Source organism: Rossellomorea aquimaris (assembly GCF_003315075.1).
In the GTDB taxonomy this organism is placed as follows: Bacteria; Bacillota; Bacilli; order Bacillales; family Bacillaceae_B; genus Rossellomorea; species Rossellomorea aquimaris_C.
Genome location: NZ_QNRJ01000007.1, coordinates 159,466 through 183,065 on the forward strand (window position 1 = coordinate 159,466; position 23,600 = coordinate 183,065).

Genomic DNA, 23,600 nt, shown 5'->3' on the forward strand with positions numbered 1-23,600 from the left:
GATATCTCTTCTGAACCAACACTTTTATTCTTTATTGAGGATCCTCATGAGGCTGAGAATTCAGAATACCCATTTCTTCAATGAATTTCTTCGCTTCGTCGTCTCCTAGACGATGAAGCATTTCATACACAATATGCAGGTTTTCATCGTACGCATCATTCTGCCTGTCAAAATGATATTGAATATAAGGGACATGCGCACGATAGAAGTTCTGCCAATCGACCGAGTGATTGGAATCGAATACCTCCCGCAGCTGGGTGATTTCTTCATCTGTTGCAGATATCTTAAAGTTCCATTCGGAATCGGTCGAGCTTCTTGAAATCTCACCAGTGGCTACTTCAATATAATAATCGTGTCGTTCTTCGTTCATCTTCCCACCCCTTCACTGTGCTTACCCTTCATTTTCCTCAATTGACGAAATTCTATTCACTTCGATTTCTTCTTTAAAACTTCTACCGCTTTCCTTAGAAACTCCGGTACAGGTACTCCTGCACGCCCTACATTTTCTATGATCGATATCATTTCATTACATAAGTAAAAAATAATCGTGGCATTACGAATAAAGTGTTGATTTGTTAGTATAGTATCAATAAGGTGGGCAACCGTGACAAGGGAAAAAATCAGCACCTTCCGGCCAATCCCCCTCAAACCGAATTTACTGGATAACTTCCCTTCAATCCCACTTGCAATCATCCCTGTAACATAATCCAAAGTCACGGCAATTAACAAAATGGTCAACAGCGAATTCCATTCTCCAAATAAGTTTAAAATGATTGCACCCAGTCCCGATCCAACGAACAGCATACTTTTTTCCAAATAAAGCATCTCCTTTTTCTAATGGTTGGGTTGTAACAAGTGAATGTGAAACCAGGACTTCACCGGCTTTAACAGCAGCTTCTCGTGTCAAAAAGTGCAAAAACCTTTTTATAGCCCATGGTTAATTAGTCTGATAAAGGGTAAAGACAAATAAGAGTTGTCCTAGCATAATATGTAGAGTAATTCATAAACGTTCATGGTAAAATGAAACGAAAGGGAGGTGAAGCGCATGAAGTTAATCGAAGAAATTTATGAAATGTACCGTGGAAGGATCAAAGGTACCGACGAAGACTTAGACCTCATTGCCCTTACAATCTTAGAAGATACCTCCAGGAGCGAGCTACTGGAACTAATTCAGGAAATGGAAACAGAAGAATTACAATACTTCTTCCGCTTATACATATTTGAAACACTAAAAGAAAAATGGTCCAACAGCGAAGAACGAGTGAGACTGGAAAAAAGGAGCCTTCATTAATTGAAAAGGTGAAAGAAGAAGCCTTGATCCGAATTTCCCGGAACAAGGCTTCTTCCCTTTTTCATCCCTTCACATCAAGGACATGTCCTTTATCGGGATGCGGCGCAGGCTGACTGACCTGCATTTCTTTCATCATTACGGTCGCTTGAGCCGTTTGAGTCGCCATCTGACTTTTCAATAAGTTCATACTGAGTGTACGTTGAAGCTCGGCAACTTGCTTACCCATCATTGAAGAAACATCCATGGTAACATTCCCCTCGTTTCGACTATTAAAGCTGGTACATACTAATAAAAAATTTATATGTAACTTTGAAGATACCAAATATTTCTAATCATTAACAGATAAACCTGCATAATTACGTCATAAAAATGTTGATATTCATCCACGACCATCCCATTCATCTATGGTAAAATAGTGAAAAAAAAAGGGGGTTGCATAATGTCAGTAACTCTTGTCCTGGTCATTGCTGTTGCTATATGTATCTTAGTGATATTCGTAAGTGCCCTTACGACTTCCAAAGCATATACAGCCGTTAAACATACAGTCGATCCACTTGAAGATAATCCTCACTTGGAAAAGATGAAGCAAGAAGAGGAAAAGCAAGACAAATAAAAGAAAATCCACCGTTCTAAATTTGAACGGTGGATTTTTTAATGTTTCTTATGCAAAAACCTGCTTTAGCTCTTCGTTGCTTTGGCTAAGCCAGAATTTCATTAATTTCTTTGCTCCTTCTAAATCATGGAGCTTCGCCTGGCCGCATTGTTTTTCATTGGCTGCCGGAATTTCTTCTATCTCGACCGCTTCTTTCATCGTATCATTCAAAAGGTCGATGATTTCTTCCACTTTCGGCTCTCCGCTGACGACAAGATAGTAGCCAGTCTGGCATCCCATCGGGGAAATATCAATAATATCGAAATGAGCATATGGCTCTGCGTATTTACGGATGGTGAAGGCTAATAAATGCTCAAGTGTATGAATGGAATCAGGCTTCATCGCTTGTTTGTTTGGCTGACAGAAACGAATATCAAACTTGTTGATAAGTCCGTCGCTACCTACCTTATGGACACCGCAATGTCTTACATAAGGTGCTTTCACTGCATTATGATCTAATTCAAAGCTTTCTACTGAAGGCATTAAAATCACTCCCATTTAGTTTCTAGTTATAAGTATAACGTAAATTCATAGTTATTTCATCAACTTAATCTGAATTAGGGTGAAAACCTTTTTTTAAATAAGTTTATGGCTATTATAGAGAAGAAAGTAGTAGTAGTTGATTTCCGCTACAGGATGCTCGCTTTCCGCGGGGCTGGCGGTGAGCCTCCTCGGCAAGCCTCCGGGGTCTCACCTGTCCAGCTATTCCCGCAGGAGTCGAGCATCCTTCCGCTACAATCAACTTTCGAAGCATGTATCTTTAATAGAAATAAATAAACTCAAAAGATTTTAGCAAACAATTTCTTCTGAGGTGAGTAGAGCAATGTCCTATTGAAGAATTCTGCCTCCTAATTAGTTTGTTTTTAACACCTTGTAGCTCTGTCACAAAAAAACTCTTAAAGATGGTGAGGGGAACTGTGTAGACTCCTGCGGAAGTACGGGCGTGTCGAGACCCCGTTCGGCTAAGTGAGCTGAGGAAGCTCGGCCTAACGCTAGCTGCAAGCGAAGCGGTTCCCCACACTATCCAGCATATATTAATAGACAGAACCTAGGCAGATCTTTGTTAAAAAACAACTGAGACGCAATTACATGTGAAACTTGGACTAACAATCAGTCAAAAACATTTTAATCCCCTATACAGTTTTGATATAGTAAAAGAAAATCAATCAGGAGACAAATTATGAAAAGGTTATTGTTATTTGTATTTAAGGTGTACCAACGGGTCATCTCTCCCCTCAAGCCTCCCACTTGCCGGTTTTATCCAACCTGTTCCCATTATGGTCTGCAGGCAGTGAGTCGGTTCGGTGCATTACGCGGAGGATGGTTGACAGTGAAACGGATTTTGAAATGCCATCCTTTTCATCCTGGTGGAATTGACCACGTGCCTGAAGAATGGCCTTCTAAGAATACGAATCATTCCGACTAGCTCCTATCCGGAGATGGTCTTTCTTTTTTTAAAGGATAAAAATTTTAAAATTCATCCATATATCTTGCTTATTCCCCATATCGGTAGTAAAATAACCTTTGTGCTAAATCGTAATCATTACAGTTATCAAACTATTACCCTTAAGGAGGATTCCTCTTGAACTATATTCGTATGAGTTTACTTTTATTATTGATTTTAGTATTATCCGCTTGCGGAGCCTCTTCAGAGCAGGAAGAAGGAAAAAATAAAGATAAATTGAAAGTGTACACCACCGTGTATCCATTGGAGGATTTCACGAAGAAAATCGGCGGGGAACATGTGGATGTGGAAAGCATTTATCCTCCAGGTGCCGATGAGCATACGTTTGAGCCTTCTCAGAAAGATATGATTAAAATGGCTGATGGAGATGTTTTCTTCTACATCGGTATGGGACTTGAAGGATTCGTTGAAGGATCGAAATCGATTCTGGAAAACGAAGATGTAGTCGTTGTACCGACCAGTGAACATGTTGAATTGAATCATGAAGAAGATCATGGTGAAGAAAGTGCGGAAGAGCATGAAGAACATGGAGGATCTCACGAGGATGAGCACAACCATGACGGTGATCCTCATCTTTGGTTAGACCCGGTGTACTCTAAAGAAATGGCGAAAACCATTGCCGATACCCTTTCAAAAGAAATGCCCGAACATGAGGAAGATTTCCAGGCGAACCTCGCTGCATTAACGAAAGATTTAGATGCGCTGGACGCTGAATTTAAGGACATGGCAGAAAATGCGCCGAAGAAAACCTTCTACGTTTCTCATGCTGCTTACAACTATTGGGAAGAACGCTACGGACTGCACCAGGAAGCCATCGCCGGATTGAATACGGCTGATGAGCCTTCTCAGCAAGAGCTTAAGAAGATCATAGAAAAAGGGAAACAAGACAACGTTCAATACATCCTCTTTGAACAAAACGTCTCTTCCCGTCTAACAGAAGTCGTTCAAAACGAATTGGGTGCAAAAGCCCTGACCCTCCATAACCTATCTGTCCTTACCGAAGAAGACAGAAACAATGACGAAGACTATTTTTCACTCATGAAGAAGAACATCGAGACGTTAAAACAGGCATTACGATAGAACATTTTGAGAGAGAAGCTGGTGGTGATAACGGGTTCCGTAAACTATCGCAAACAATAAAAATGTAAGTTGAAATGCGTATCCATTTGCCTATTAAATGGATACGCATTTTTCATTGGTTTAAAGCCATTATAGGGGGGTTAATATGGGGATTTGTATAGGGAATTGCACCGCAAATGGTAGGGGTACAATGGCTGTTGTAGCCCTACCAATTTACCCTCAATTTGGTAGACATTTTGTCATGCCGAAAATGCTACACAACACATTCAAGTTCCCTATATATTTGTTGATGTAAAGTCTTATAAACCAGTGATATTTAAAATAACCGGAGTTTTTCCGGTTAGTTTGCAGAATAGAGCTCGGTACGGGGTATTTAGGCGGAGTTTTTCCGGTTAAGCAAATTAAAATCACCCATTTACACGTTTTACGAGTCAATAGTCGGAATCTTTCCGTCTATTTAAGGTATTTTTAATTCTTTTTCCTAATTAAGAGAAATTTCTCCGCTTATTTATCACAACATGCTGATTCCTCATCTCTGGGTCCGTGAGAGTGCGCTCTTTTACCAAAAATAGAGGTTAAAACGGCTCAATATAGTGAAATCAAGCCATTTATTTTTAAATCACCATCTTACCTGAATATAAATCCTCGATCCTCCACACCGCTAAGCCAAATTACAATTAAATTTACTTTGAATCATATATTATCGACTCTGCCTATTATATTATCAACTTACAAAAATCGACATACCCCTGCAGCATTCTAGATCCCCAATCAAACTTTCTCCCCCTACTAAAAATCATGAATATTATTTTCCATTAAGTGGACAATAAGGAAATGTTAAAGACTAGTAAGGGAGACATGAGAATGGATGAATTAGTAATTGCTCGTTCCTTGTTTGGTACTACAATGGCCTTTCATATCATTTTTGCCACACTTGGAGTCGGTATTCCGTTAATGATTCTTGTGGCAGAAATTATGTATCAGCGGACGAATGATCTTGACTATTCCGTGATGGCAAAACGCTGGACGAAGGCGTTTGCCGTGCTGCTGGGGGTAGGGATTCCGACAGGGACGATTGCCGGTGTTCAATTGTCGCTCCTGTGGCCTGGATTCATGGAGGTTATCGGACGGGTGATGGCACTGCCGTTCCAAATCGAAATCTATGCGTTTTTTGTGGAAGCGTTATTTATGTCTATTTATGTGTATGCGGCGAATCGGATCGCTCCATGGATGAGGATCGTGAGTCTTGTCCTGGTCGCCATCGGGGGACTTGCATCAGCTGTATTAATCACGAATGTGCATGCGTTTGAAGGGACACCTGCCGGTTTTGAAATGGTGAACGGAGAAATCACCAACGTGGATCCTTGGAAAGCCTTCTTTAATCCAAGCTTTTTCGTAACGGCGGGGCATGTAGCCTTATCTGCTTATGTCGTGGGGTCGTTTACGATTGCAACAGTCTCTGCATTTAAGATGCTCCGAACTTCATATGGGTCAAGAATTTATAAATTTCATCAAAAATCCCTTATGATTTGTTTATTAGTCGGGGGCGTCTTCTCCTTCTTCACGGCGATTAATGGTCATGAATCGGCTCAAATGCTCCATGAATATCAGCCTGAGAAACTGGCTGCGGCTGAGGGGTTGTTCGAGACGCAAACCCATGCTCCGCTTGCGATTGGTGGGTTCACGGATCCTGTGGAACAGGAAGTGAAATGGGGTATCGAAATTCCTTGGGCCCTTAGTTTCCTTGCTGGAAACAGCTTCGATACGGAGGTTATCGGCTTAAATGACTTCCCTAAAGAATATTGGCCGCCTCTCTTCGTTCATACGTTATTCAACGCGATGGTGGGGATTGGGTCTCTACTCATTTTACTTTCTCTCATTGCCTACGTATGGAACAAATTATTGAAAAAAGACCGGTTCCCTAAATGGTTGATGTGGTCGTTTGTAGCCGGCGGTCCCCTATCGATCTTAGCCATCGAATTCGGATGGATTTTCGCTTGTACGGGCCGGCAGCCTTGGACGATTTACCGCATTCTCAGTACAGAGGACTCGGTTACCACGTCAGGAAACTTAGCCGTTCTGTTCGTTCTGTTCGTTTCGGTTTATGCGATTTTGGCTGTGTCAGTAGTTCTTGTTCTTTTGTATTACTTCAAACGGAATCCGCCTGAAAAAGATATCAACAAAGCGGAAGGAAATGATAAGGATATTCCTCTATCCACATAACCAGCAAGAATTGGAGGTGAAGTTATGACACAAGCATTGATTGCCATCACGATACTATGGGGATTTGTCTTTATTTATGCCGTCATGGCAACGATGGATTTCGGGGCCGGCTTTTGGTCGATGGTCTACATTAATCATGACAAAACAAAAGCGACCAATATCGCCAACCGGTATCTGTCTCCAACCTGGGAGGTGACGAATACATTCATCGTTGCCCTGGTAGTGGCAGTGTATAGTATGTTTCCGGGTGCAGCCTATTCATTAGGAACGGTCCTGCTCGTCCCGGGAAGTTTAATCCTGCTGCTTCTGGCTCTTCGAAGTGCATTTCTGGTATTCTCTCACGTGGCAGATGATTACAGAAAGCCATTGACCTATGTAACAGGGATTACAGGCTTGTTGATTCCAGGTCTGCTCATCAGCGTACTTCCCATCTCTCACGGCCCTTACATCGATTTTGAAGACGGACAAACGCTTCTTCTGGGGAAGCTGTTTACGAGTCCGCATGAATATGCCTTCTTCGGATTTGCCGTTGCCAGTACGTTGTTTCTTTCATCATTACTTCTTGCTGACTACTCCAAAGCTTCCAAGGAATTTGAAGCTTTTAAAGTGTATCGGCGGGATGCCATGATCATCGGTCCAATTTCTGTCGTTATGGCGTTCTTCATTATGTTCACCATGAAAAATGAAGCGTCATGGATATATGAAAGAATGATGGAAGACCAGGTATTATTATGGGTTTCCTTGATTGGGTTCCTGGTTGCCGGGGGAGCATTATTTCTACCCACCAATAAAGAGGGCATGAAGGGAATGCCCCGTGTGGCTGTCATCGCCGTGACATTTCAATATGTTCTGGCAAGCTATGTATACGGTAAAGCCCACCTGCCCTATATCATCTACCCGGAAGTCACGATCCAGTCCGGATTCACGGATCCCAACTCGTTTAAGGCTGTGTTCATCACCTATATCGTCGGATTCATCATCCTGTTTCCCGGGTTTGTGTACTTTTGGAGCTTGTTTATGAATGACAAACGATATTTGAGGCAAAAAAGTGAATGACTGCACCATAGCTCCGAGACTCTCGGAGCTATTTTTCTTATCATTTGCTTATCTATTTCCCTGGCCTTACACTAACGGTAGAATTAGATTTGAAAGGATGATCCATAGTGGCACAATCGATTAAAGGTAAAATCGCTTATATTACGGGTGCTGCCCGGGGAATCGGAAAGGCAACGGCATTGGAGCTTGCACGTGAAGGAGTTCATGTCGGGTTGATCGCACGTACACAAAGTACGCTGGAACAAGTGGCAGGGGAAGCGAAATCTCTGGGTGTGAGGGCAAGTGTCGCTGTAGCTGATATCTCAGATATGGAGCAAGTGGATGAAGCCATTTCGAAACTGAAAAAGGAACTCGGACCAGCCGATATCCTGATCAATAATGCGGGTATCGGAACGTACGGCTCTTTTCTGGAAATCGATCCGGCAGATTGGAAGAAAACCTTTGAAGTCAACGTATTTGGAACGTATCATGTGACGCGTGCCGTCCTGCCTCAGCTTATCGAGAAAAACCGCGGAGACATCATCAATATTTCTTCCAGCAGCGGATTGAAAGGCACGGCAAAAAGCACGGCTTACAGTGGTTCGAAATTTGCCGTTCAAGGTATGACAGAAGCGTTGATGCAGGAAGTTCGACCACATAATATTCGTGTCATGACTCTGAACCCAAGCCTCGTGGCAACGGATCTTACCTTTGGGGATAAGCTCGATGAAGCGGACAAAGAGAAATACATGCAGCCGGAGGATTTAGCGGAACATATGGTTTCTCAGCTGAAATTACACCCTCGCATCTTTATCAAGCAGTCTCTTCAGTGGGCGACGAACCCTTTTTAATAAACATAAGAAGCAAGAAAAGCTCAGATTAAGCTCTGAGCTTTTCTTGCTTCTTATGTTTATCTGTGTTGGTCCACAAGAATCGGATTGCCATCAGGATCTTCAATCGTGAAACTTGCAGGGCCATCACCTGATTCATCTGCTTCAGTCAACATGTTTACCCCTTGTTCTTTCAGCTGCTTTTGAAGGTCCCGAATGTCCGTAAACGATTCGAGATTTTCGGCATTTTGATCCCAGCCTGGATTAAAGGTCAGGAGGTTCTTTTCGAACATACCTTCGAACAGACCGATTACAGTACTTCCATTCTTCATGATAAGCCAATTTTGGGCAATTTCCCCTCCCAAAGTTTGAAATCCAAGTTTTTCATAAAATGCTTTTGATTTATGAATGTCTTTCACACTTAAACTTACAGAGAATGCACCTAGTTTCATATTTCCTCCTCCTGAAAATTGATCATTCAGATATTCATGTAGGTCAAGTATAAGTAAGTAACGTGGGAAAGACAACTATGCGTTAAACTTTTCTCTAAACGTGGTCACTTCACTCAACCGTTTTCTATTCAACTCCACACCTATCCCCGGACCATCCAAACGTTCCGTCACACCATTTTTCACGACGATAGGAGAAGAAATGATATCTTCTTCCCAATATTTCGAGGAGGAAGAAATATCCCCGGGAATCGAGAATCCCTCGAGGGTGGCAATGGCCAGATTATGAGCCCGGGAAACCCCAAACTCGATCATGCCCCCGCACCATACTTTGATGTGATTCTCCTGGCACAACCGGTAGATTTCCAAAGCACTTGTGTACCCTCCGACTCTGCCAATCTTGATATTGACAACTCCGCAGCTATTTAAATAGATGGCACTCTTCATATCATGGGGGGTTACGATGCTTTCATCCAAACAAATCGGAGTCGACAACTCTTTTTGCAAAAGGGAATGTTCTACTAAATCGTCAACTCCCAAAGGCTGTTCAATCATCTCAAGACCAAACTCGTCCAGAGCTTGTAGCCGGCTTTTGTCTTCAAGGGAATAAGCTGAGTTCCCATCTGCCAGAAGAGAAAGCGAAGGAAAATGGTCCCTCAACTCTTTCACCAGCTCCACATCCGCTCCAGGAGAGATTTTCAGCTTTATGCGTTGATACCCTTCTTGCACAAGATCTTCGGCCTGCTGGATCATTTCGTTCAAAGAGTTGGCACCTACGACTGCACCGGCAAGAATTTCAGAACGCGTCCCCCCGAGCATCTCCCAGAGAGGGACGTTCTGCTGCCTTGCATAGAGATCCCATAAAGCCATTTCAAGTGCAGCCTTCGCCATTGAATTTCCCCGAATGGCTGCGAATCTGTTTCCGATTTCTTCAGGGTGTTGAAATGGGTTGCTGTATACGAGAGGAATGAGTACATCCTTAAGCATATGATAGGATGTTTTCACGGTTTCTTCTGTATACCACGGTGTGGAAAAAGCAACCCCTTCTCCGAGTCCAATCAACCCATCGGCATCTTGAACCTCAACGATGATCCCTTCCCGTTTTTCAACAGTTTGCAGGTGTGTCACAAATGGCTTTTTCAATGGCATCGATAGGATGTGAAGCGTAATCGATTTAATCTTCATCGGCATACAGTCCTTTTTCCCACTGATCCCTGAGCACTCTTCTCAGCAGTTTATTCGAGGCATTTCGTGGTACCTCATCGACAAAGATTATTTTTTTCGGCTGCTTATATGATGCCAGATTTGCGCTGCAGTAATACAAGATCTCTTCTTTTGTAAGACGCTCTTTCTTAACGATAAATGCACAGGGAATTTGCCCCCATGTGTCATTCGGAATTCCAACCACACCGGCATCCTCTACCCCGTCACAGCCCATCAGCACACTTTCAATTTCCGCAGGATACACATTTTCTCCCCCGGAAATGATGAGGTCTGATCGCCGGTCCAATACAAATAAGAACCCCTCTTCATCTACATAGCCGATATCCCCAGTATGAAACCAGCCATCGTCAAAGCTTTTCGCATTGGCATCCTCTCTCCGGTAATATCCGTTCGTCACATTCGGGCCTTTCACCAGGATTTCACCCTCTTGATTCGCCCGTGTTGCACCCTTTTCATTCTTGATTCTTAATTCGGAGGGAAAGAGTGGTTTCCCTGCTGAACCCAGCTTCGTCATACTGTATTCCGGTGATAACGTCACGATTTGAGAAGCCGTTTCCGTCATTCCATATGTTTGAAACACGGGCACTCCCTTATCTTTACAAGCTTGAAGTAATGGAAGTGGTGCAGGTCCGCCGCCTAACAGCATACAGCGGAAATTCGGGTGATACGCTCGGTTCCCAGCATCTTTCATCATACGCTGCAGCATATTGCTTACAACCGACATGATCGTGACTCTTCCACTTTCAAGCTCCTGATTGATGGTCTCGACGTCGAAGGTTTCAAACAGTCGTACCTTCATTCCATAAATCACACTTCTCATAAGGATCGAATATCCGCTTATATGAAAGAGAGGAACCGAGCAAAGCCAGGCATCATTTTCACTTATTCCCAGGTTCAAAGAAGATCCAATCGCACTCCACCAATGGTTTCCATATGATTGAAGAACTCCTTTGGGAGCTCCGGTCGTTCCCGATGTGTACATAACCGAGCATGCTTGGTCTAACTGAAAATAATCCTTTACTTTAAAGCTTGTAGGGACTGTTTGCAGCAATTGAGAGAATGAGATCCCATCCACGTGTTCCCCTAAAAAAGACAGCTTCCCCTCAAACTCATCGTCATAAATGACCGTCGATAACTCCATATCCTGTATTTGAAAAGATAATTCCTTCGAACTTAATTTGTTATTTAATAGTACAGTCGTGAATCCGAGCTGTTGAATGGCATGAACGACCAACACAGATTCCACTTTATTTTTAATCATGAGTCCCACAAAAGGATGTGCAGAAGATTGCACTATGGTATGAAGCTGCTCACCGATGTGAATGGCTTTTTCCCAGAGCTCTCCGAAGGTATATTCCACATCACCATTGCTTATTGCCATCCGATCAGGGGTTAAGAACGCTCTTTGTTTTAGCCAGTTAGGCAATTGCTGTGTTGTCATCCTGTCATTCTCCATTCCTTTCTTATGTGTACTCTTTCAATACTTCATTTAAAAAAAGCCCGACGAATCCATAAAGATTCATCAGGCCACCTTAGATCAAGGGAAACGAGGGAATTGTCCAAAGTCCGGTTTACGCTTTTCTTTAAATGCGTCGCGGCCTTCCTTGGCTTCTTCCGTTGTGTAGTATAGAAGTGTAGCGTCTCCTGCAAGTTGTTGCAGACCCGCCAATCCATCTGTATCTGCGTTGAATGAAGCTTTTAAGAAACGAAGGGCAGTCGGACTTTTCTCAAGCATTTCTGATGCCCACTGAACCGTTTCCGCTTCAAGCTGCTCATATGGAACGACTGTATTGACAAGACCCATTTCAAGCGCTTCTTGTGCGTTATACTGACGGCACAGGTACCAGATTTCCTTTGCTTTCTTGTGACCGACGATGCGTGCAAGATATCCTGCACCGTATCCGGCATCAAAGCTACCTACCTTAGGACCCGTTTGTCCAAAGATTGCATTGTCAGCAGCAATCGTAATATCACATACGACATGAAGGACATGTCCTCCTCCGATGGCATAACCTGCTACCATTGCGATGACCGGCTTAGGGATCACTCGGATCAGGCGCTGTAAGTCCAATACATTCAGTCGCGGAATTTCATCTTCCCCGACGTATCCGCCATGTCCTCGTACTCTTTGGTCTCCACCTGAACAGAATGCCTTTTCTCCAGCACCTGTTAAAACGATGACACCGACTTTGGAATCGTCACGTGCATAGGCAAATGCATCGATTAATTCCATTACCGTTTTAGGACGAAATGCGTTGCGAACTTCTGGTCGATTGATCGTGATTTTTGCGATCCCATTGTATGTTTCGTACAAAATATCTTCGTAGTTTCTTTCTGAAACCCATTCAAAAGCCATTGGTTTGTTCCTCCTTTATGTAGTTAACAGTAGTTCCTCTATTATTGTACCAAACTTTCGCGGTTCTTCCACATGAATTGCATGACCTGTGTTGGAAATTGTCATGATTTGAAAGTCCGGATTGAGTTTTTTCATTTCTTCCGCAATATGAACAAACTTATGATCCAGCTCACCAACAAGTAAATGGACTGGAAGAGATAGCTCACCAAGCTTGTCCCACCATGAGGTTTGAGCCCCTGTTCCCATTCCTTTCAAGCTATTGGATAAGCCCAAAGGGGACTGACCCAGGCGCTGCTTCCGAATCTCGGCACGCTCTTCATCAGTAAGTCTTTTTTGAGTAGCAAACAAGGGGATCTCTTCCCAAAAGTCGACAAAGGCTTCCATTCCTTCACTCATGATCCTGTCGGCTAACGCATGATCTTTTTTCCGCCGTTCCCCTCTTTCTTCACCCGTTTTCAATCCGGGAGAGGCACTTTCAAGAATCAAACTCTTCACCTTTTGAGGATAGCTCATGGTGAAGTGAAGGGCCGTCCGACCTCCCATGGAATAGCCGATCAAGATTGCCTGGTCTGCTTCAAGTGCAGACATAATGGAATTAAGATCATTCGATACATGATCCATTGTATACCTTGATGGATCTTCAGGGGATTCTGTACGACCATGACCAATCAAATCAATGCTAATGCACCTATACCTAGTAGATAAACGATCAGTAATCCGTGACCATGTCGTCGTATCCCCTGTAAAACCATGAAGAAAAACCAAAGGCTCTCCTTCTCCTTTAACTTCTACAAAATAGCGGATATCATTCACTTGAAGGATCAATGAACATCACCCTTAAATTTCTTCACCATTTCCCGGGAAACAAAATTCCACAAATTGCGATGATTTGCTACATTTTCTTCACGGTTCGTCATGACTTCAATGATTTTTAAGCCATTTCTGTGCTGTGCTTCCGATACAGCTCGATGAAATTCTTCTTCTGATTCCACTCGGAAATAACCGGCTTCGTAAAGCCTGGCAGCATGAGAAAAATCCAGATCCATCGGCGTGCCGAACAGATCTTCAAAGTATTCACCTTCACTCGCTTGCGGAAGGTAGGAAAAGATTCCCCCACCATTATTATTCAGGACCACTATGGTCATATTCAGCTTATATTTTTTCCCAACGAGGAGGCCGTTTAGATCGTGGAAGAAAGCAAGATCCCCAATCAGAAGATACATGGAATCTGAGCAGGTGCTCATTCCAAGTGCGGTCGACACCACGCCATCAATTCCGTTCGCTCCCCGATTGGCATGGATACCGATGGACCGGATATTACTAAAGAAAAACGTATCGATGTCCCGAATCGGCATGCTGTTGCTGACAAATACATTCGACTTTTCAGGCAGGTGTTGAACAAGTCCACTTACTGCCATACCTTCATCCCACAACTGATGACCTTTTAGAAGCAGTTCCTTTGTGGAATGATTCACATTCTTCCAGTGATTGATCCATTTATCAGAACCATCGCGACTTGCTTCATTGATCATGCTTTGGCAGAATAGGCCCTCATCACAATAGATGTATTCCGTTCCTTTGGAAATGGGATCCTGCCACTCTTCCCCCGGACTCACGATCCAGTATGGAATGTCCGAAAGACTTTTCAGAAACAACATGAGAGGCTTTGAAACAGGCATGGCTCCGAAACGAATCACGATTTCAGGATGCAGGCTCTCCTTCACTTCATCAATCTTCAGGAACGTATCATAGGTATCGATTATATGTGCCTTCGAATGAGAACCACTCCTCATTTGGGAGAGGGGATCCGCTACGATTGGAAAGCCGAATTGCTCACTAAAAGAAATGATGGAGTCAATCGAATCACTATTCAGTCCCGGTCCGCAAATAATCAGACCTCTCTCATTATTTCCGAGAATCCCCTGCAGCTCCTGTGAGACGGAGGCGGACAGGCTCCTTTCTCCGTGAAGGACCCTTTTCACCTGTGAACCTGTTGAATAAGAAACGTTCTTTAGATCAGGAATTAACGGTTCTCTAAATGGAAAGTTAAAGTGAACGGGTCCTTTCGGTTCTCCTAAAGAAAGTCCTATTCCTCTGGATGCTGAAGATCTTGCATATTCAAGCATGGACGGACTATTTTCCGGCAGTGCCATATCCACTGTCCATTTTACATGTTTTCCATATAGATCGAGCTGATCAATCGCTTGCGGGGCACCTACCTCACGCAGCTCATGGGGACGATCGGCCGTCAGCACGATCAGTGGCACTTTCGCGTAGCGTGCTTCAATAATCGCTGGATAATAATTGGCTGCTGCCGTTCCGGATGTACAGAGGATCGCGACCGGCTTATTCTTTGCCTTCGCAACCCCTAGAGCAAAGAAAGCAGCAGAGCGTTCATCTACATTGATGTACGTGTTCACCCCTGAGTGATGGGCGAATAACAACGCCAAAGGAGTAGAACGGGAGCCAGGGCTAATGACTACTTCGTCTACTCCATTTCCAACTAATTCTTCAATAAACGCGGCTAAATAATGAGTTAGCTTCTGCTGATGTTCATCAATCATGTACGTTTCCCCCTAATGCCCTTAGCATCGGTCGAAATTTCATTTGTGTTTCTTTAAATTCACTTTCAGGTTCGGAATCTGCCACAATTCCACACCCTGCATATAAATAGGCCTTATCCCCCTGAAGGAGACCCGAGCGAAGGGCAACGGCATACTCACCATTTCCATAGGCATCGATCCAGCCTACGGGACCTGCATATAATCCGCGGTCCATCTCTTCCTCTTCCCTGATGACGTGCAATGCTTTATCCCTCGGAACTCCACCTAATGCAGGAGTCGGGTGTAATTTACCCACCAATTCCAAAAGGGATGTATGTTCAGAAGCCTGCCCGGTGACAGGTGTATATAAATGCTGAATATCTTTCAGCTTCATCAATTGAGGCGATGATGGAATCGTCAACGACTCACAGTAAGGTGCAAGAGCCTCATGGATGCTCTCAACGACAAGCTGATGCTCGTAACGGTTCTTCTCATCCAGGAGGAGCTCCGTTCCCAGTTTCTCATCGTTTTCCAGCGTATCCCCGCGTGCGATGGATCCTGCTAAACAGGTGGAAAGAACATTATCTCCTGTTTTCTTGACAAGTCGTTCAGGTGTGGCTCCAATAAAACAGCTTTCTTTCCTTTCAAAACTGAAAACAAAGCTATCCGGCTGCTGCTTCCACAAATTATCCAATACAAAGTCAGATGACACTTTCGTTTCAAATGCCACTTCACATTTTCTGGCAAGTACTACCTTATCCATCTCACCCTGTTTTAAACGATTCACCACATTCTGAACAGAATCCTTCCATTTTTGAGGCTTCATATCCCTATTTTGCAGCCATCGGGGCTGTTCAGGTATAATGGGCATCCCCGCGTTTTCAAGAAGCTTTTCTTTGACCCTGATAAGGTCATGGAATAATCTTTCTTCCGACTCTTCCGGGTGACAAATGAAATTCATCGTTAAATAATTGGTTTTCCCCGGCTTTGTCAGCATAAACTTCGGTAATTGAAACGTACCGTTCGAGAATTGCTCCCACTCTTCTCCGCTGTCATTAAGCGGATCAAAGCTAAAGCCCCCGAACAACAAAGGTCCTGTGCCTGTCCATTCTTCCCCGGTCACAATCACTGACTCTTCAATTAAGCGCTTCCACTCTTTCTCAACCGTAAAAAATCGGTCATTTATATCATTTGCAGACATGATATGAGCTGCTCCAAGCCCTACCAGCGAGATGGTATGATCACGGTCCTTCCATAAAAAACGCTCTCCGCTAAAAGAGCTTCCTCCATAATAAAAAGAAAGAGGATCCACTGCATCTACTTCCTCCACTATGCTGAGAAGGACGGGGTGATGTATTTGTTTAGCCTTCATTTTGGCTGTATCATATGCTTTTTCAATTTTGGTTTTATGAATGGTAACCAATTGAATTCCCCCAAACAAAATCACGTACGATATTCAAACTTATTTTAAGATACACCTGTCTTCAAGGTGTGTCAACGAAGTTTAAGACATGATACAATTTTTATCCTTATTATATATAATAAACCCTTTTTCCCCTTTTGAGAAACCAAAAGCGTTGTAAAAGTACTCAATTACTGGAAAATAGCACCTTCACGGATATTTTAGAAAATGATTGACAGTCCACTTTCCTTTACCTACACTTTAATCTGTAAAGGAATTGTAATGTTTTTTGAAAATTCCTTATTGCGTAAGGGAGAGAGTATGATGGAACAACAAGCATCCAATGTTTTGGAATCAGATAAAGGGTGGAAAATCTGGTGGCAGCTTACAAGGCCACACACTCTAACAGCAGCATTTGTACCTGTTTTACTAGGCACCGTTCTTGCACTGCAATTTACTACGGTAAGTGTATCATTATTTGCCGCCATGCTTATTGCATGTTTGCTTATCCAGGCTGCTACCAATATGTTCAACGAGTATTATGACTATAAGCGTGGCCTTGATACAGAGCATTCTGTCGGTATCGGAGGAGCAATCGTCCGGAACGGGGTCAAACCCTCCACGGTCATAAACCTGGCCTTTTCATTGTACGGAATTGCCCTTTTATTAGGAATTTATATCTGTCTTAATAGCACATGGTGGCTGGCACTCATAGGTATAGTGTGCATGGCAGCTGGGTACTTTTATACTGGAGGACCTATGCCAATTGCTTACACGCCATTTGGAGAGATCGTCGCAGGGTTCTTTATGGGACTTGTGATCATTCTCATATCGTTTTACATTCAAACCGGATATATCAATGGGGACAGCATCCTATTATCCGTTCCCGTTTCCATTTTGGTCGGCGCGATACTGCTGGCAAACAACATCCGCGACCTCGACGGGGATAAAGAAAACGGTAGAAAAACAATCGCCATTCTTTTAGGAAGAAAAGGAGCGATCATCCTGTTGGGGGGCATGTTTGTCGTATCCTATGGCTGGATAATCGGGCTGGTCCTTGCCGGCGTTTCATCCCCTTGGCTATTCGTTGCCTTTCTAAGTATCCCGAAAGCCGTCAAGGCCACGACAGGATTCATCGGAAAATCGCATCCAATCGAAATGATGCCCGCCATGAAAGCCACCGCCCAAACAAACACCATCTTTGGATTCCTTTTATCCATTGGACTATTACTTGCATATATGCTTTAAAAAACATGAGTCGACCTTTCATTAAGGGTTCGACTCTTTTTTTTATGTTTTAACAACCCCACTTTCGGATAAAGTATGGTTAGTACATTATTTAAGCGAACATAATGAAGGATGTGAAGAAATTGCTAACAGATAGCCAAAAACAGACACTAAAACAAGAATTGGTTCAACAGGAAAAACAGTTACAAGAACATTTACATCAGGATTTAGATAATCTTCACCATACAAATGAACGTGATAACTCAGGTGAACTCTCCCTTTACGATAATCATCCTGCCGACATGGGAACAGAATTATATGAAAGAGAGAAGGATTTCGCCATAGATGATCACGCCAAACTGGAACTAAATAAAATTCACAACGCCCTGCAGGCGATCGAACAAGGAACGTATGGACAATGTAAGGAATGTGGTGAGGAAATTCCTTATGAGCGTTTGGAAGTCATACCGACGACACTTTATTGTAAAGACCATTCACCGGAACAATCGACACCCCAGGATAGACCAGTAGAGGAAGAAGTACTGCAGCCGCCTGTTGACAATGAATTCAGGCACGAAACCGAGGGAAATGTCCGGGATGATCAAGACAGCTTTCAGGAAGTGGGCCGCTTCGGTACATCCGAAACACCTTCTGACTTCGAAGGTGATTTTGAAGACTATTCCGAATTGTATCAGGATGAAGACACATCAGAAGGATTTACCGAGGATTTCGAATCCTTTGTCGGAACCGACATGGAAGTCTCCAATCGTAAGGCTTATCCTTCGAAAACCCATGAAGAATACGAGGATATGCTGGATGAGAACAATATGGAATCCACATTGGGTGACATACCGTATAAAGATGGCGACAGTTATATATCCGAAAAGAAGAAGAAATAATTTAAAAAGCTTGGGGAAAGTTTCCCCAAGCTTTTTCCTACTTTATTAAACTGCCCTGTGCAATGCCCCATATGTCTTTCGCATACTGCTCAATCGTCCGGTCACTCGAGAAATAGCCGGAGTTAGCAATATTCTGCAAGCACATTCGTGACCAATGCTCTTTATTTTCATACGCTTTTCCTGCTTGTTCATGAGCCCTGACATAGGAGTCGAAATCCCTCAGAACAAAGAATTGATCGTTCTCGGTTAGTAAGGAATCATAAATGGTTTCAAAATGGTCACCTGCATCGGGAAGTGTATCGTCAATCAATTGATTCAACACCCTCTTAATGCGGGCATCATAGTGAAAATACTCCATTGCATAATATCCACCGTGATGCTGATATTTCATCACTTCATCAGCCGTTAAACCAAAAATAAAAATATTCTCTTTTCCTACTTGCTCAAGAATCTCAATATTCGCCCCGTCCAATGTTCCGATGGTCAAGGCTCCGTTCATCATGAACTTCATATTTCCTGTACCGGAAGCTTCTTTGCTGGCTGTTGAAATCTGTTCAGACAAATCAGCTGCGGGAATGATTTCTTCCGCTAATGATACCCGGTAATTTTCCAGGAAGACGACTTTAATTCTCCCTTTTACAAGTGGGTGGTCATTCACCAGATCCGCTACAGAGTGAATCAACTTAATGATTTTCTTCGCATAGTAGTAACCCGGGGATGCTTTTGCTCCAAAAATGAACGTTCGCGGATGAAAATCAAAGCTTGGATCTTCTACACAGCGATTATAGAGGTGAAGAATGTGTAAAACATTCATCAACTGGCGCTTATAAGCATGTAGCCGCTTCACTTGAATATCAAATATCGAAGTAGGATCGACGACGATTCCATTACTTTCAAATATTCGATCTGCAAGCTTCCGTTTATTTTCCTGTTTTACATCATACAGGTCCTTAAGAAACGCCGTATCATGATGATAGTCTTTCAAGTCCGCTAACTTACCGGGATCTTTAATCCATCCATCCCCGATGGAAGACGATATCAGATTCGACAGTGAAGGGTTGCTATTCAATAGCCATCTTCTATGTGTAATGCCATTCGTCTTACTATTAAATTTATCAGGATAATATTGATAGAATAAGTTCATTTCTCTTAGCTTTAAGATTTCAGTATGAATCTTTGCCACTCCATTCACACTAAAGCTTCCTACGATCGCCAGATGAGCCATTTTCACTTCATCATGGGAGATGATCGCCATATCCTCTATCCGCTTCCAATCACCAGGATACTCCTTCCACAATTCCTGACAGAATCGCTCATTGATTTCATTCACGATCATATGGATGCGTGGCAGCAGGGGTTGGAAAATACGGATCGGCCATCTCTCCAATGCTTCTGAAAGAGTCGTATGGTTCGTATAGGCAAATGTATTCGTCGTGATTTCCCACGCTTCTTCCCATTCAAAGGAATACTCATCAAGAAGGACCCTCATCAGTTCTGGAATCGCGAGAACCGGATGAGTATCATTGATATGGATTGAAATGTTTTCATGAAGCTCCTTCAGATCCCCATTCCGATACAGGTAGGAATCAAGGATAGAACGGATGCTTGCCGATACCAAGAAATATTGCTGTTTCAGTCGCAGAATTTTCCCTTCTTCATGGGTATCGTCGGGATAAAGAAATTCGGTGATCGCTTCCGTATCACGCTTGTATTTCATCATATCTTTCCCGGCTTTATAGGCAGCGGGCTCAGCACTCCATAAACGAAGAGTATTGACCGTCGACGTCTCAAATCCTACCACAGGCATATCATAAGGAACGGCCGCTACAACTTCTGCATCCACATGTCGAAACTTCAGTACATCATTATCCGTATAAGATTCCACCTTACCCCAGAAAGGTACTTCGACGGTAAGATCTGACTTTCGAACTTCCCATACATGTCCATGACGCAGCCACTGCTCCGGAAGCTCCATCTGAAAACCGTTGACAATCTTTTGTTCAAACAATCCATGCTTGTAACGGATCCCATAGCCATGACCAGGTAAATTAAGGGAAGCCAAGGAGTCCAGGAAACATGCAGCCAAGCGACCCAGACCACCGTTTCCGAGTCCCGCATCGTGCTCAACCTCTTCCATTTCAGCAAGGTCTATTCCCAGATCCTTCAATCCCTTATCCACAATATCGTAGATTCCTAAATTCATCAGGTTCTGACGAAGCAGGCGTCCAAGGAGAAATTCAATCGATAAGTAATACACCTGCTTTTGTTTACTGAACCGGTACTGCTCATTCGTATGAATCCAGTTCATCGAGATGTATTCCCGTATAAGATGACCTAATGTAAAAAACTGATCCTGACTGGTGGATTCAGGAAACGTCTTTCCATACATCATTTCAAGCTTCTTCAGAAACATTTCTTTAAATTCAATCGGATCAGAAAACATGGCTTTCACTCCTTGATACCAGGTCAGCATATAGTTGATTATACTTAAAGGCCGATTGAGCCCAACTATAATCTTTATTCATTGCGGTTCGTACAATATGATTCCATGTTTCCGGATCTTCGTAGAAATACGATAGAGCTCTTCGATAGGTGTAGAGCATATCGTGAGCATTAAAGTTCTTAAACGAAAAACCGTTCCCTGTCTTCGTTTCTTCATTATAGGATTCAACCGTATCGTTCAATCCGCCTGTTTCCCGGACAAGCGGAAGGGCTCCATATCTCATGGCGATTAATTGACCCAGTCCGCACGGTTCGAACTTAGAAGGCATCAGGAACAAATCACTGGCAGAATAGATCTGTTTTGCCAGTTCCTCATTAAATCCGATTTGCACTCTGACCTTATCCGGATACGTCCATTCCATCTCCCTGAAGAACTGTTCAAACTCCCAATCCCCTGTTCCCAACAGGACAAACTGAACATTTTCCTGGATCATTTCATGAAAGACTCCCCTGACCAGCTCAAGCCCTTTTTGATTCGTTAACCTTGAAATGATGGATACAAGAGGAATTCCTTCATTCTCCTCGAGCCCGAGGCTTTTTTGCAGATGACGCTTTGCCTGCTTCTTCCCATGAAGGTTGCCGCTGAAATAAGGAAACTCTCCCTCATCCGGATTGTACACTTCATCGTCGATCCCATTGAGGATACCCAATAATTGGTTGTATCGTTGACCCAGGATATTATGAAGCTTTTCTCCATAGTAAGGCGTGAGGATTTCTTCTTTATATGTAGGACTCACAGTTGTGACAAAATCCGAAGAAATGAGCGCCCCTTTCATGAAATTGATGTTTCCATAAAACTCGAGGTATTCATGATGAAAATACTTCTCAGGGATGTCTAACAAGTCAGTCATCACCTGTTTAGGATAAATCCCTTGAAATTGCAGATTATGAATGGTGAACACGCTACGGATAAAGGAATAGCCGGGTCTCTCCTGATACTCGCTTCTCAACAAGAACGGAACCATGCCTGTGTGCCAGTCATGACAGTGAATCACATCAGGGTAAAAATCGAGGACAGCGATACTTTCCAATACGGCTCTTGTAAAATACGCGAATCGCTCCCCGTCATCAAAATATCCGTATAGACGATCCCGATTAAAATAGTATTCATTGTCGACAAAATAATACGTTACTCCATTTTCATTGTACTCTTCAATTCCACAATACTGATTTCGCCAGCCAACTGACACGAAAAACTCTTTCTTTCGTTTCATTTTCGAACGAAACTCCTGAGGGATTCCACCGTATTTAGGCAGAATCACCCTGACATCCGTCCCTAAACTCCTTAACTCCTTAGGCAGGGCGCCTGCAACGTCCGCTAAGCCTCCAGATTTAATGAAAGGGACACACTCGGATACTACAAATAACACTTTCACGAATTCATCAGCGCTCCTTGAATCATCCCTTTGCGAATGACTATTGGGTTGTTTGGATCTCCGATAAGCTTTACGCCATCCTCAATTTTCACATCTTTATCCAAGATCACATTCTCTAGTACACAGTTATCTCCAATTTGGCTCTTCTGCATAATGATGCTGCTTGAAATCGTTGTATTTTTTCCAACCTTCACCGCTCTGAACATCGTAGAATTCTTCACTTGGCCTTCAATGAAGCACCCATTAGCGATGATGCTATTCTTTACACTTGCAGCCGATGTGTAGCGTGTAGGCGGCTCATCCTTCACCTTTGTATAAATTGGCATATCTTTCTTGAACAGCTCTTTCCAATAAGATAAGTTCATCAGCTTCATGCTGGCATCATAGTATTCTTCAATACAATCAATCGTTTGAACAAATCCATCATGCTCATAGCCGCACACCTTGAAACCGCTATCCATATCCTCCACGACATCCTGCATACATGTATAGCCTGTTTCACGTCGTTTCTGGATCAAATCAATGAGTGTATTCGTTTTCACCAAGTACATGTCTATAGAGTTTCCGTTATGACGCATTTCAGTTATATCACAGCCGATTCGCATATGGCGTTCAAGGACCGGTTGGTAGTCAATATTACATAACGTAAAGCAATTGCTGATCAATGCGTACTCCTGTGTACTTCGCTTAAAATAGTCCAGGTGATGAGCGAAGTGATTAAATGACCCCACACCCTCTTCACTTGCTTCCAGGCCTGGTGCCGGGAAGAAAAACAACCCATCACGCTTTCGGTTCAGATCCCAGTTCTTCCCCGATCCAAGATGATCCATAAGGGAACGGTATTGAAACTTAGGGAAGATCGCAACGGAACCAATATCCGAATTCACCATATTGGAAAGTACAAAGTCGATCAGGCGATATCTGCCCGCAATCGGAAGGGCCGCTAATGAACGATGTAACAGTAAATCCTCTAACGAATCATAGTAACTAGTAGCATCAATAACTCCAAGCATAGTATTTTTCAAAACACTTCCTCCTCTTATGTT

The 23,600-nt window shown here is 43.1% G+C and carries 23 protein-coding genes; 9 read left to right on the plus strand and 14 right to left on the minus strand.

Annotated features, from left to right (window positions below; translation table 11 throughout):
* Window positions 1-31 precede the first annotated feature (31 nt).
* Window positions 32-370 carry a hydrolase gene (locus DET59_RS11625; RefSeq protein WP_113969850.1) on the minus strand — a complete coding sequence of 113 codons (339 nt, stop codon included), beginning with the start codon at window positions 368-370 and terminating at the stop codon, window positions 32-34.
* Between the two features lie 56 nt (window positions 371-426).
* Entirely contained in the window at window positions 427-816 is a 390-nt protein-coding gene (locus DET59_RS11630) for a phage holin family protein (protein WP_258549652.1), read from the minus strand.
* Window positions 817-1,045: 229 nt separating this feature from the next.
* Here DET59_RS11630 and DET59_RS11635 point away from each other — a divergent pair, with 229 nt between their 5' ends.
* Window positions 1,046-1,291 (plus strand): DUF6154 family protein, encoded by a 246-nt coding sequence (locus DET59_RS11635; protein WP_113969851.1) that lies wholly within the window; start codon window positions 1,046-1,048, stop codon window positions 1,289-1,291.
* A gap of 61 nt (window positions 1,292-1,352) precedes the next feature.
* Here the strand turns inward: DET59_RS11635 and DET59_RS11640 are convergent, their stop codons facing one another.
* Complete coding sequence (locus tag DET59_RS11640) at window positions 1,353-1,535, minus strand: hypothetical protein (protein WP_113969852.1); 183 nt, start codon at window positions 1,533-1,535, stop codon at window positions 1,353-1,355.
* 195 nt (window positions 1,536-1,730) lie between these two features.
* On the opposite strand from DET59_RS11640, the gene ytzI reads away from it, so the two are divergent.
* Window positions 1,731-1,904 (plus strand): YtzI protein, encoded by a 174-nt coding sequence (gene ytzI / locus DET59_RS11645; RefSeq protein ID WP_113969853.1) that lies wholly within the window; start codon window positions 1,731-1,733, stop codon window positions 1,902-1,904.
* Window positions 1,905-1,952: 48 nt separating this feature from the next.
* Here the strand turns inward: ytzI and DET59_RS11650 are convergent, their stop codons facing one another.
* The gene (locus tag DET59_RS11650) at window positions 1,953-2,426 is read right to left on the minus strand and encodes an S-ribosylhomocysteine lyase (protein ID WP_113969854.1); all 474 of its coding nucleotides are present in this window, start codon (window positions 2,424-2,426) and stop codon (window positions 1,953-1,955) included.
* 697 nt (window positions 2,427-3,123) lie between these two features.
* Between DET59_RS11650 and yidD the strand changes: the two genes are divergently transcribed.
* The 5 genes from yidD (at window position 3,124) to DET59_RS11675 (ending at window position 8,597) form a co-directional block, all read left to right on the plus strand.
* The gene (gene yidD / locus DET59_RS11655) at window positions 3,124-3,369 is read left to right on the plus strand and encodes a membrane protein insertion efficiency factor YidD (protein ID WP_220154062.1); all 246 of its coding nucleotides are present in this window, start codon (window positions 3,124-3,126) and stop codon (window positions 3,367-3,369) included.
* A 156-nt stretch (window positions 3,370-3,525) separates the two neighbouring features.
* Window positions 3,526-4,488, plus strand: a complete 963-nt coding sequence (locus tag DET59_RS11660) for a metal ABC transporter substrate-binding protein (RefSeq protein ID WP_258549653.1) — start codon at window positions 3,526-3,528, stop codon at window positions 4,486-4,488.
* Between the two features lie 864 nt (window positions 4,489-5,352).
* Window positions 5,353-6,711, plus strand: a complete 1,359-nt coding sequence (locus DET59_RS11665) for a cytochrome ubiquinol oxidase subunit I (RefSeq protein WP_113969856.1) — start codon at window positions 5,353-5,355, stop codon at window positions 6,709-6,711.
* Between the two features lie 24 nt (window positions 6,712-6,735).
* Window positions 6,736-7,767 carry a cytochrome d ubiquinol oxidase subunit II gene (locus tag DET59_RS11670; RefSeq protein WP_113969857.1) on the plus strand — a complete coding sequence of 344 codons (1,032 nt, stop codon included), beginning with the start codon at window positions 6,736-6,738 and terminating at the stop codon, window positions 7,765-7,767.
* A 107-nt stretch (window positions 7,768-7,874) separates the two neighbouring features.
* Window positions 7,875-8,597 carry a 3-ketoacyl-ACP reductase gene (locus DET59_RS11675; RefSeq protein WP_113969858.1) on the plus strand — a complete coding sequence of 241 codons (723 nt, stop codon included), beginning with the start codon at window positions 7,875-7,877 and terminating at the stop codon, window positions 8,595-8,597.
* Window positions 8,598-8,656: 59 nt separating this feature from the next.
* Here DET59_RS11675 and DET59_RS11680 read toward each other — a convergent pair whose 3' ends face one another.
* The 7 genes from DET59_RS11680 to DET59_RS11710 all read right to left on the minus strand — a co-directional run bounded on the left by DET59_RS11680 (window position 8,657) and on the right by DET59_RS11710 (window position 16,571).
* On the minus strand, window positions 8,657-9,028 hold the full coding sequence (locus DET59_RS11680; RefSeq protein WP_113969859.1) for a VOC family protein: 372 nt from the start codon (window positions 9,026-9,028) through the stop codon (window positions 8,657-8,659).
* A 75-nt stretch (window positions 9,029-9,103) separates the two neighbouring features.
* Window positions 9,104-10,210: an o-succinylbenzoate synthase gene (menC, locus tag DET59_RS11685; protein ID WP_181778132.1), complete on the minus strand. Its 1,107-nt coding sequence runs from the start codon at window positions 10,208-10,210 to the stop codon at window positions 9,104-9,106.
* On the minus strand, window positions 10,200-11,690 hold the full coding sequence (locus tag DET59_RS11690; protein ID WP_113969861.1) for an o-succinylbenzoate--CoA ligase: 1,491 nt from the start codon (window positions 11,688-11,690) through the stop codon (window positions 10,200-10,202). The genes menC and DET59_RS11690 overlap by 11 nt, the downstream gene beginning before the upstream one ends.
* Window positions 11,691-11,786: 96 nt before the next feature.
* Window positions 11,787-12,605: a 1,4-dihydroxy-2-naphthoyl-CoA synthase gene (gene menB, locus DET59_RS11695; protein ID WP_044340358.1), complete on the minus strand. Its 819-nt coding sequence runs from the start codon at window positions 12,603-12,605 to the stop codon at window positions 11,787-11,789.
* Window positions 12,606-12,620: 15 nt separating this feature from the next.
* Window positions 12,621-13,430, minus strand: a complete 810-nt coding sequence (menH, locus tag DET59_RS11700) for a 2-succinyl-6-hydroxy-2,4-cyclohexadiene-1-carboxylate synthase (RefSeq protein ID WP_113969862.1) — start codon at window positions 13,428-13,430, stop codon at window positions 12,621-12,623.
* A complete protein-coding gene (menD, locus tag DET59_RS11705; RefSeq protein ID WP_113969863.1) occupies window positions 13,427-15,169 on the minus strand; it encodes a 2-succinyl-5-enolpyruvyl-6-hydroxy-3-cyclohexene-1-carboxylic-acid synthase in 1,743 nt (580 codons plus the stop codon). The genes menH and menD overlap by 4 nt, the downstream gene beginning before the upstream one ends.
* A complete protein-coding gene (locus DET59_RS11710; RefSeq protein WP_258549654.1) occupies window positions 15,162-16,571 on the minus strand; it encodes an isochorismate synthase in 1,410 nt (469 codons plus the stop codon). The genes menD and DET59_RS11710 overlap by 8 nt, the downstream gene beginning before the upstream one ends.
* Before the next feature lie 303 nt (window positions 16,572-16,874).
* Here DET59_RS11710 and DET59_RS11715 point away from each other — a divergent pair, with 303 nt between their 5' ends.
* The gene (locus tag DET59_RS11715; protein WP_113969864.1) at window positions 16,875-17,798 is read left to right on the plus strand and encodes a 1,4-dihydroxy-2-naphthoate polyprenyltransferase; all 924 of its coding nucleotides are present in this window, start codon (window positions 16,875-16,877) and stop codon (window positions 17,796-17,798) included.
* A gap of 122 nt (window positions 17,799-17,920) precedes the next feature.
* The gene (locus tag DET59_RS11720; protein ID WP_113969865.1) at window positions 17,921-18,676 is read left to right on the plus strand and encodes a TraR/DksA C4-type zinc finger protein; all 756 of its coding nucleotides are present in this window, start codon (window positions 17,921-17,923) and stop codon (window positions 18,674-18,676) included.
* 37 nt (window positions 18,677-18,713) lie between these two features.
* Here DET59_RS11720 and DET59_RS11725 read toward each other — a convergent pair whose 3' ends face one another.
* From DET59_RS11725 to DET59_RS11735, 3 genes are read right to left on the minus strand one after another with little or no spacing between them, the layout of a single operon-like run.
* The gene (locus tag DET59_RS11725) at window positions 18,714-21,119 is read right to left on the minus strand and encodes a glycogen/starch/alpha-glucan phosphorylase (RefSeq protein ID WP_113969866.1); all 2,406 of its coding nucleotides are present in this window, start codon (window positions 21,117-21,119) and stop codon (window positions 18,714-18,716) included.
* Window positions 21,109-22,554: a glycogen synthase GlgA gene (gene glgA, locus DET59_RS11730; protein ID WP_113969867.1), complete on the minus strand. Its 1,446-nt coding sequence runs from the start codon at window positions 22,552-22,554 to the stop codon at window positions 21,109-21,111. Before glgA ends, DET59_RS11725 begins: the two co-directional genes overlap by 11 nt.
* Window positions 22,551-23,579 carry a GlgC family sugar phosphate nucleotidyltransferase gene (locus tag DET59_RS11735; protein WP_113969868.1) on the minus strand — a complete coding sequence of 343 codons (1,029 nt, stop codon included), beginning with the start codon at window positions 23,577-23,579 and terminating at the stop codon, window positions 22,551-22,553. Before DET59_RS11735 ends, glgA begins: the two co-directional genes overlap by 4 nt.
* Between the last annotated feature and the right edge of the window lie 21 nt (window positions 23,580-23,600).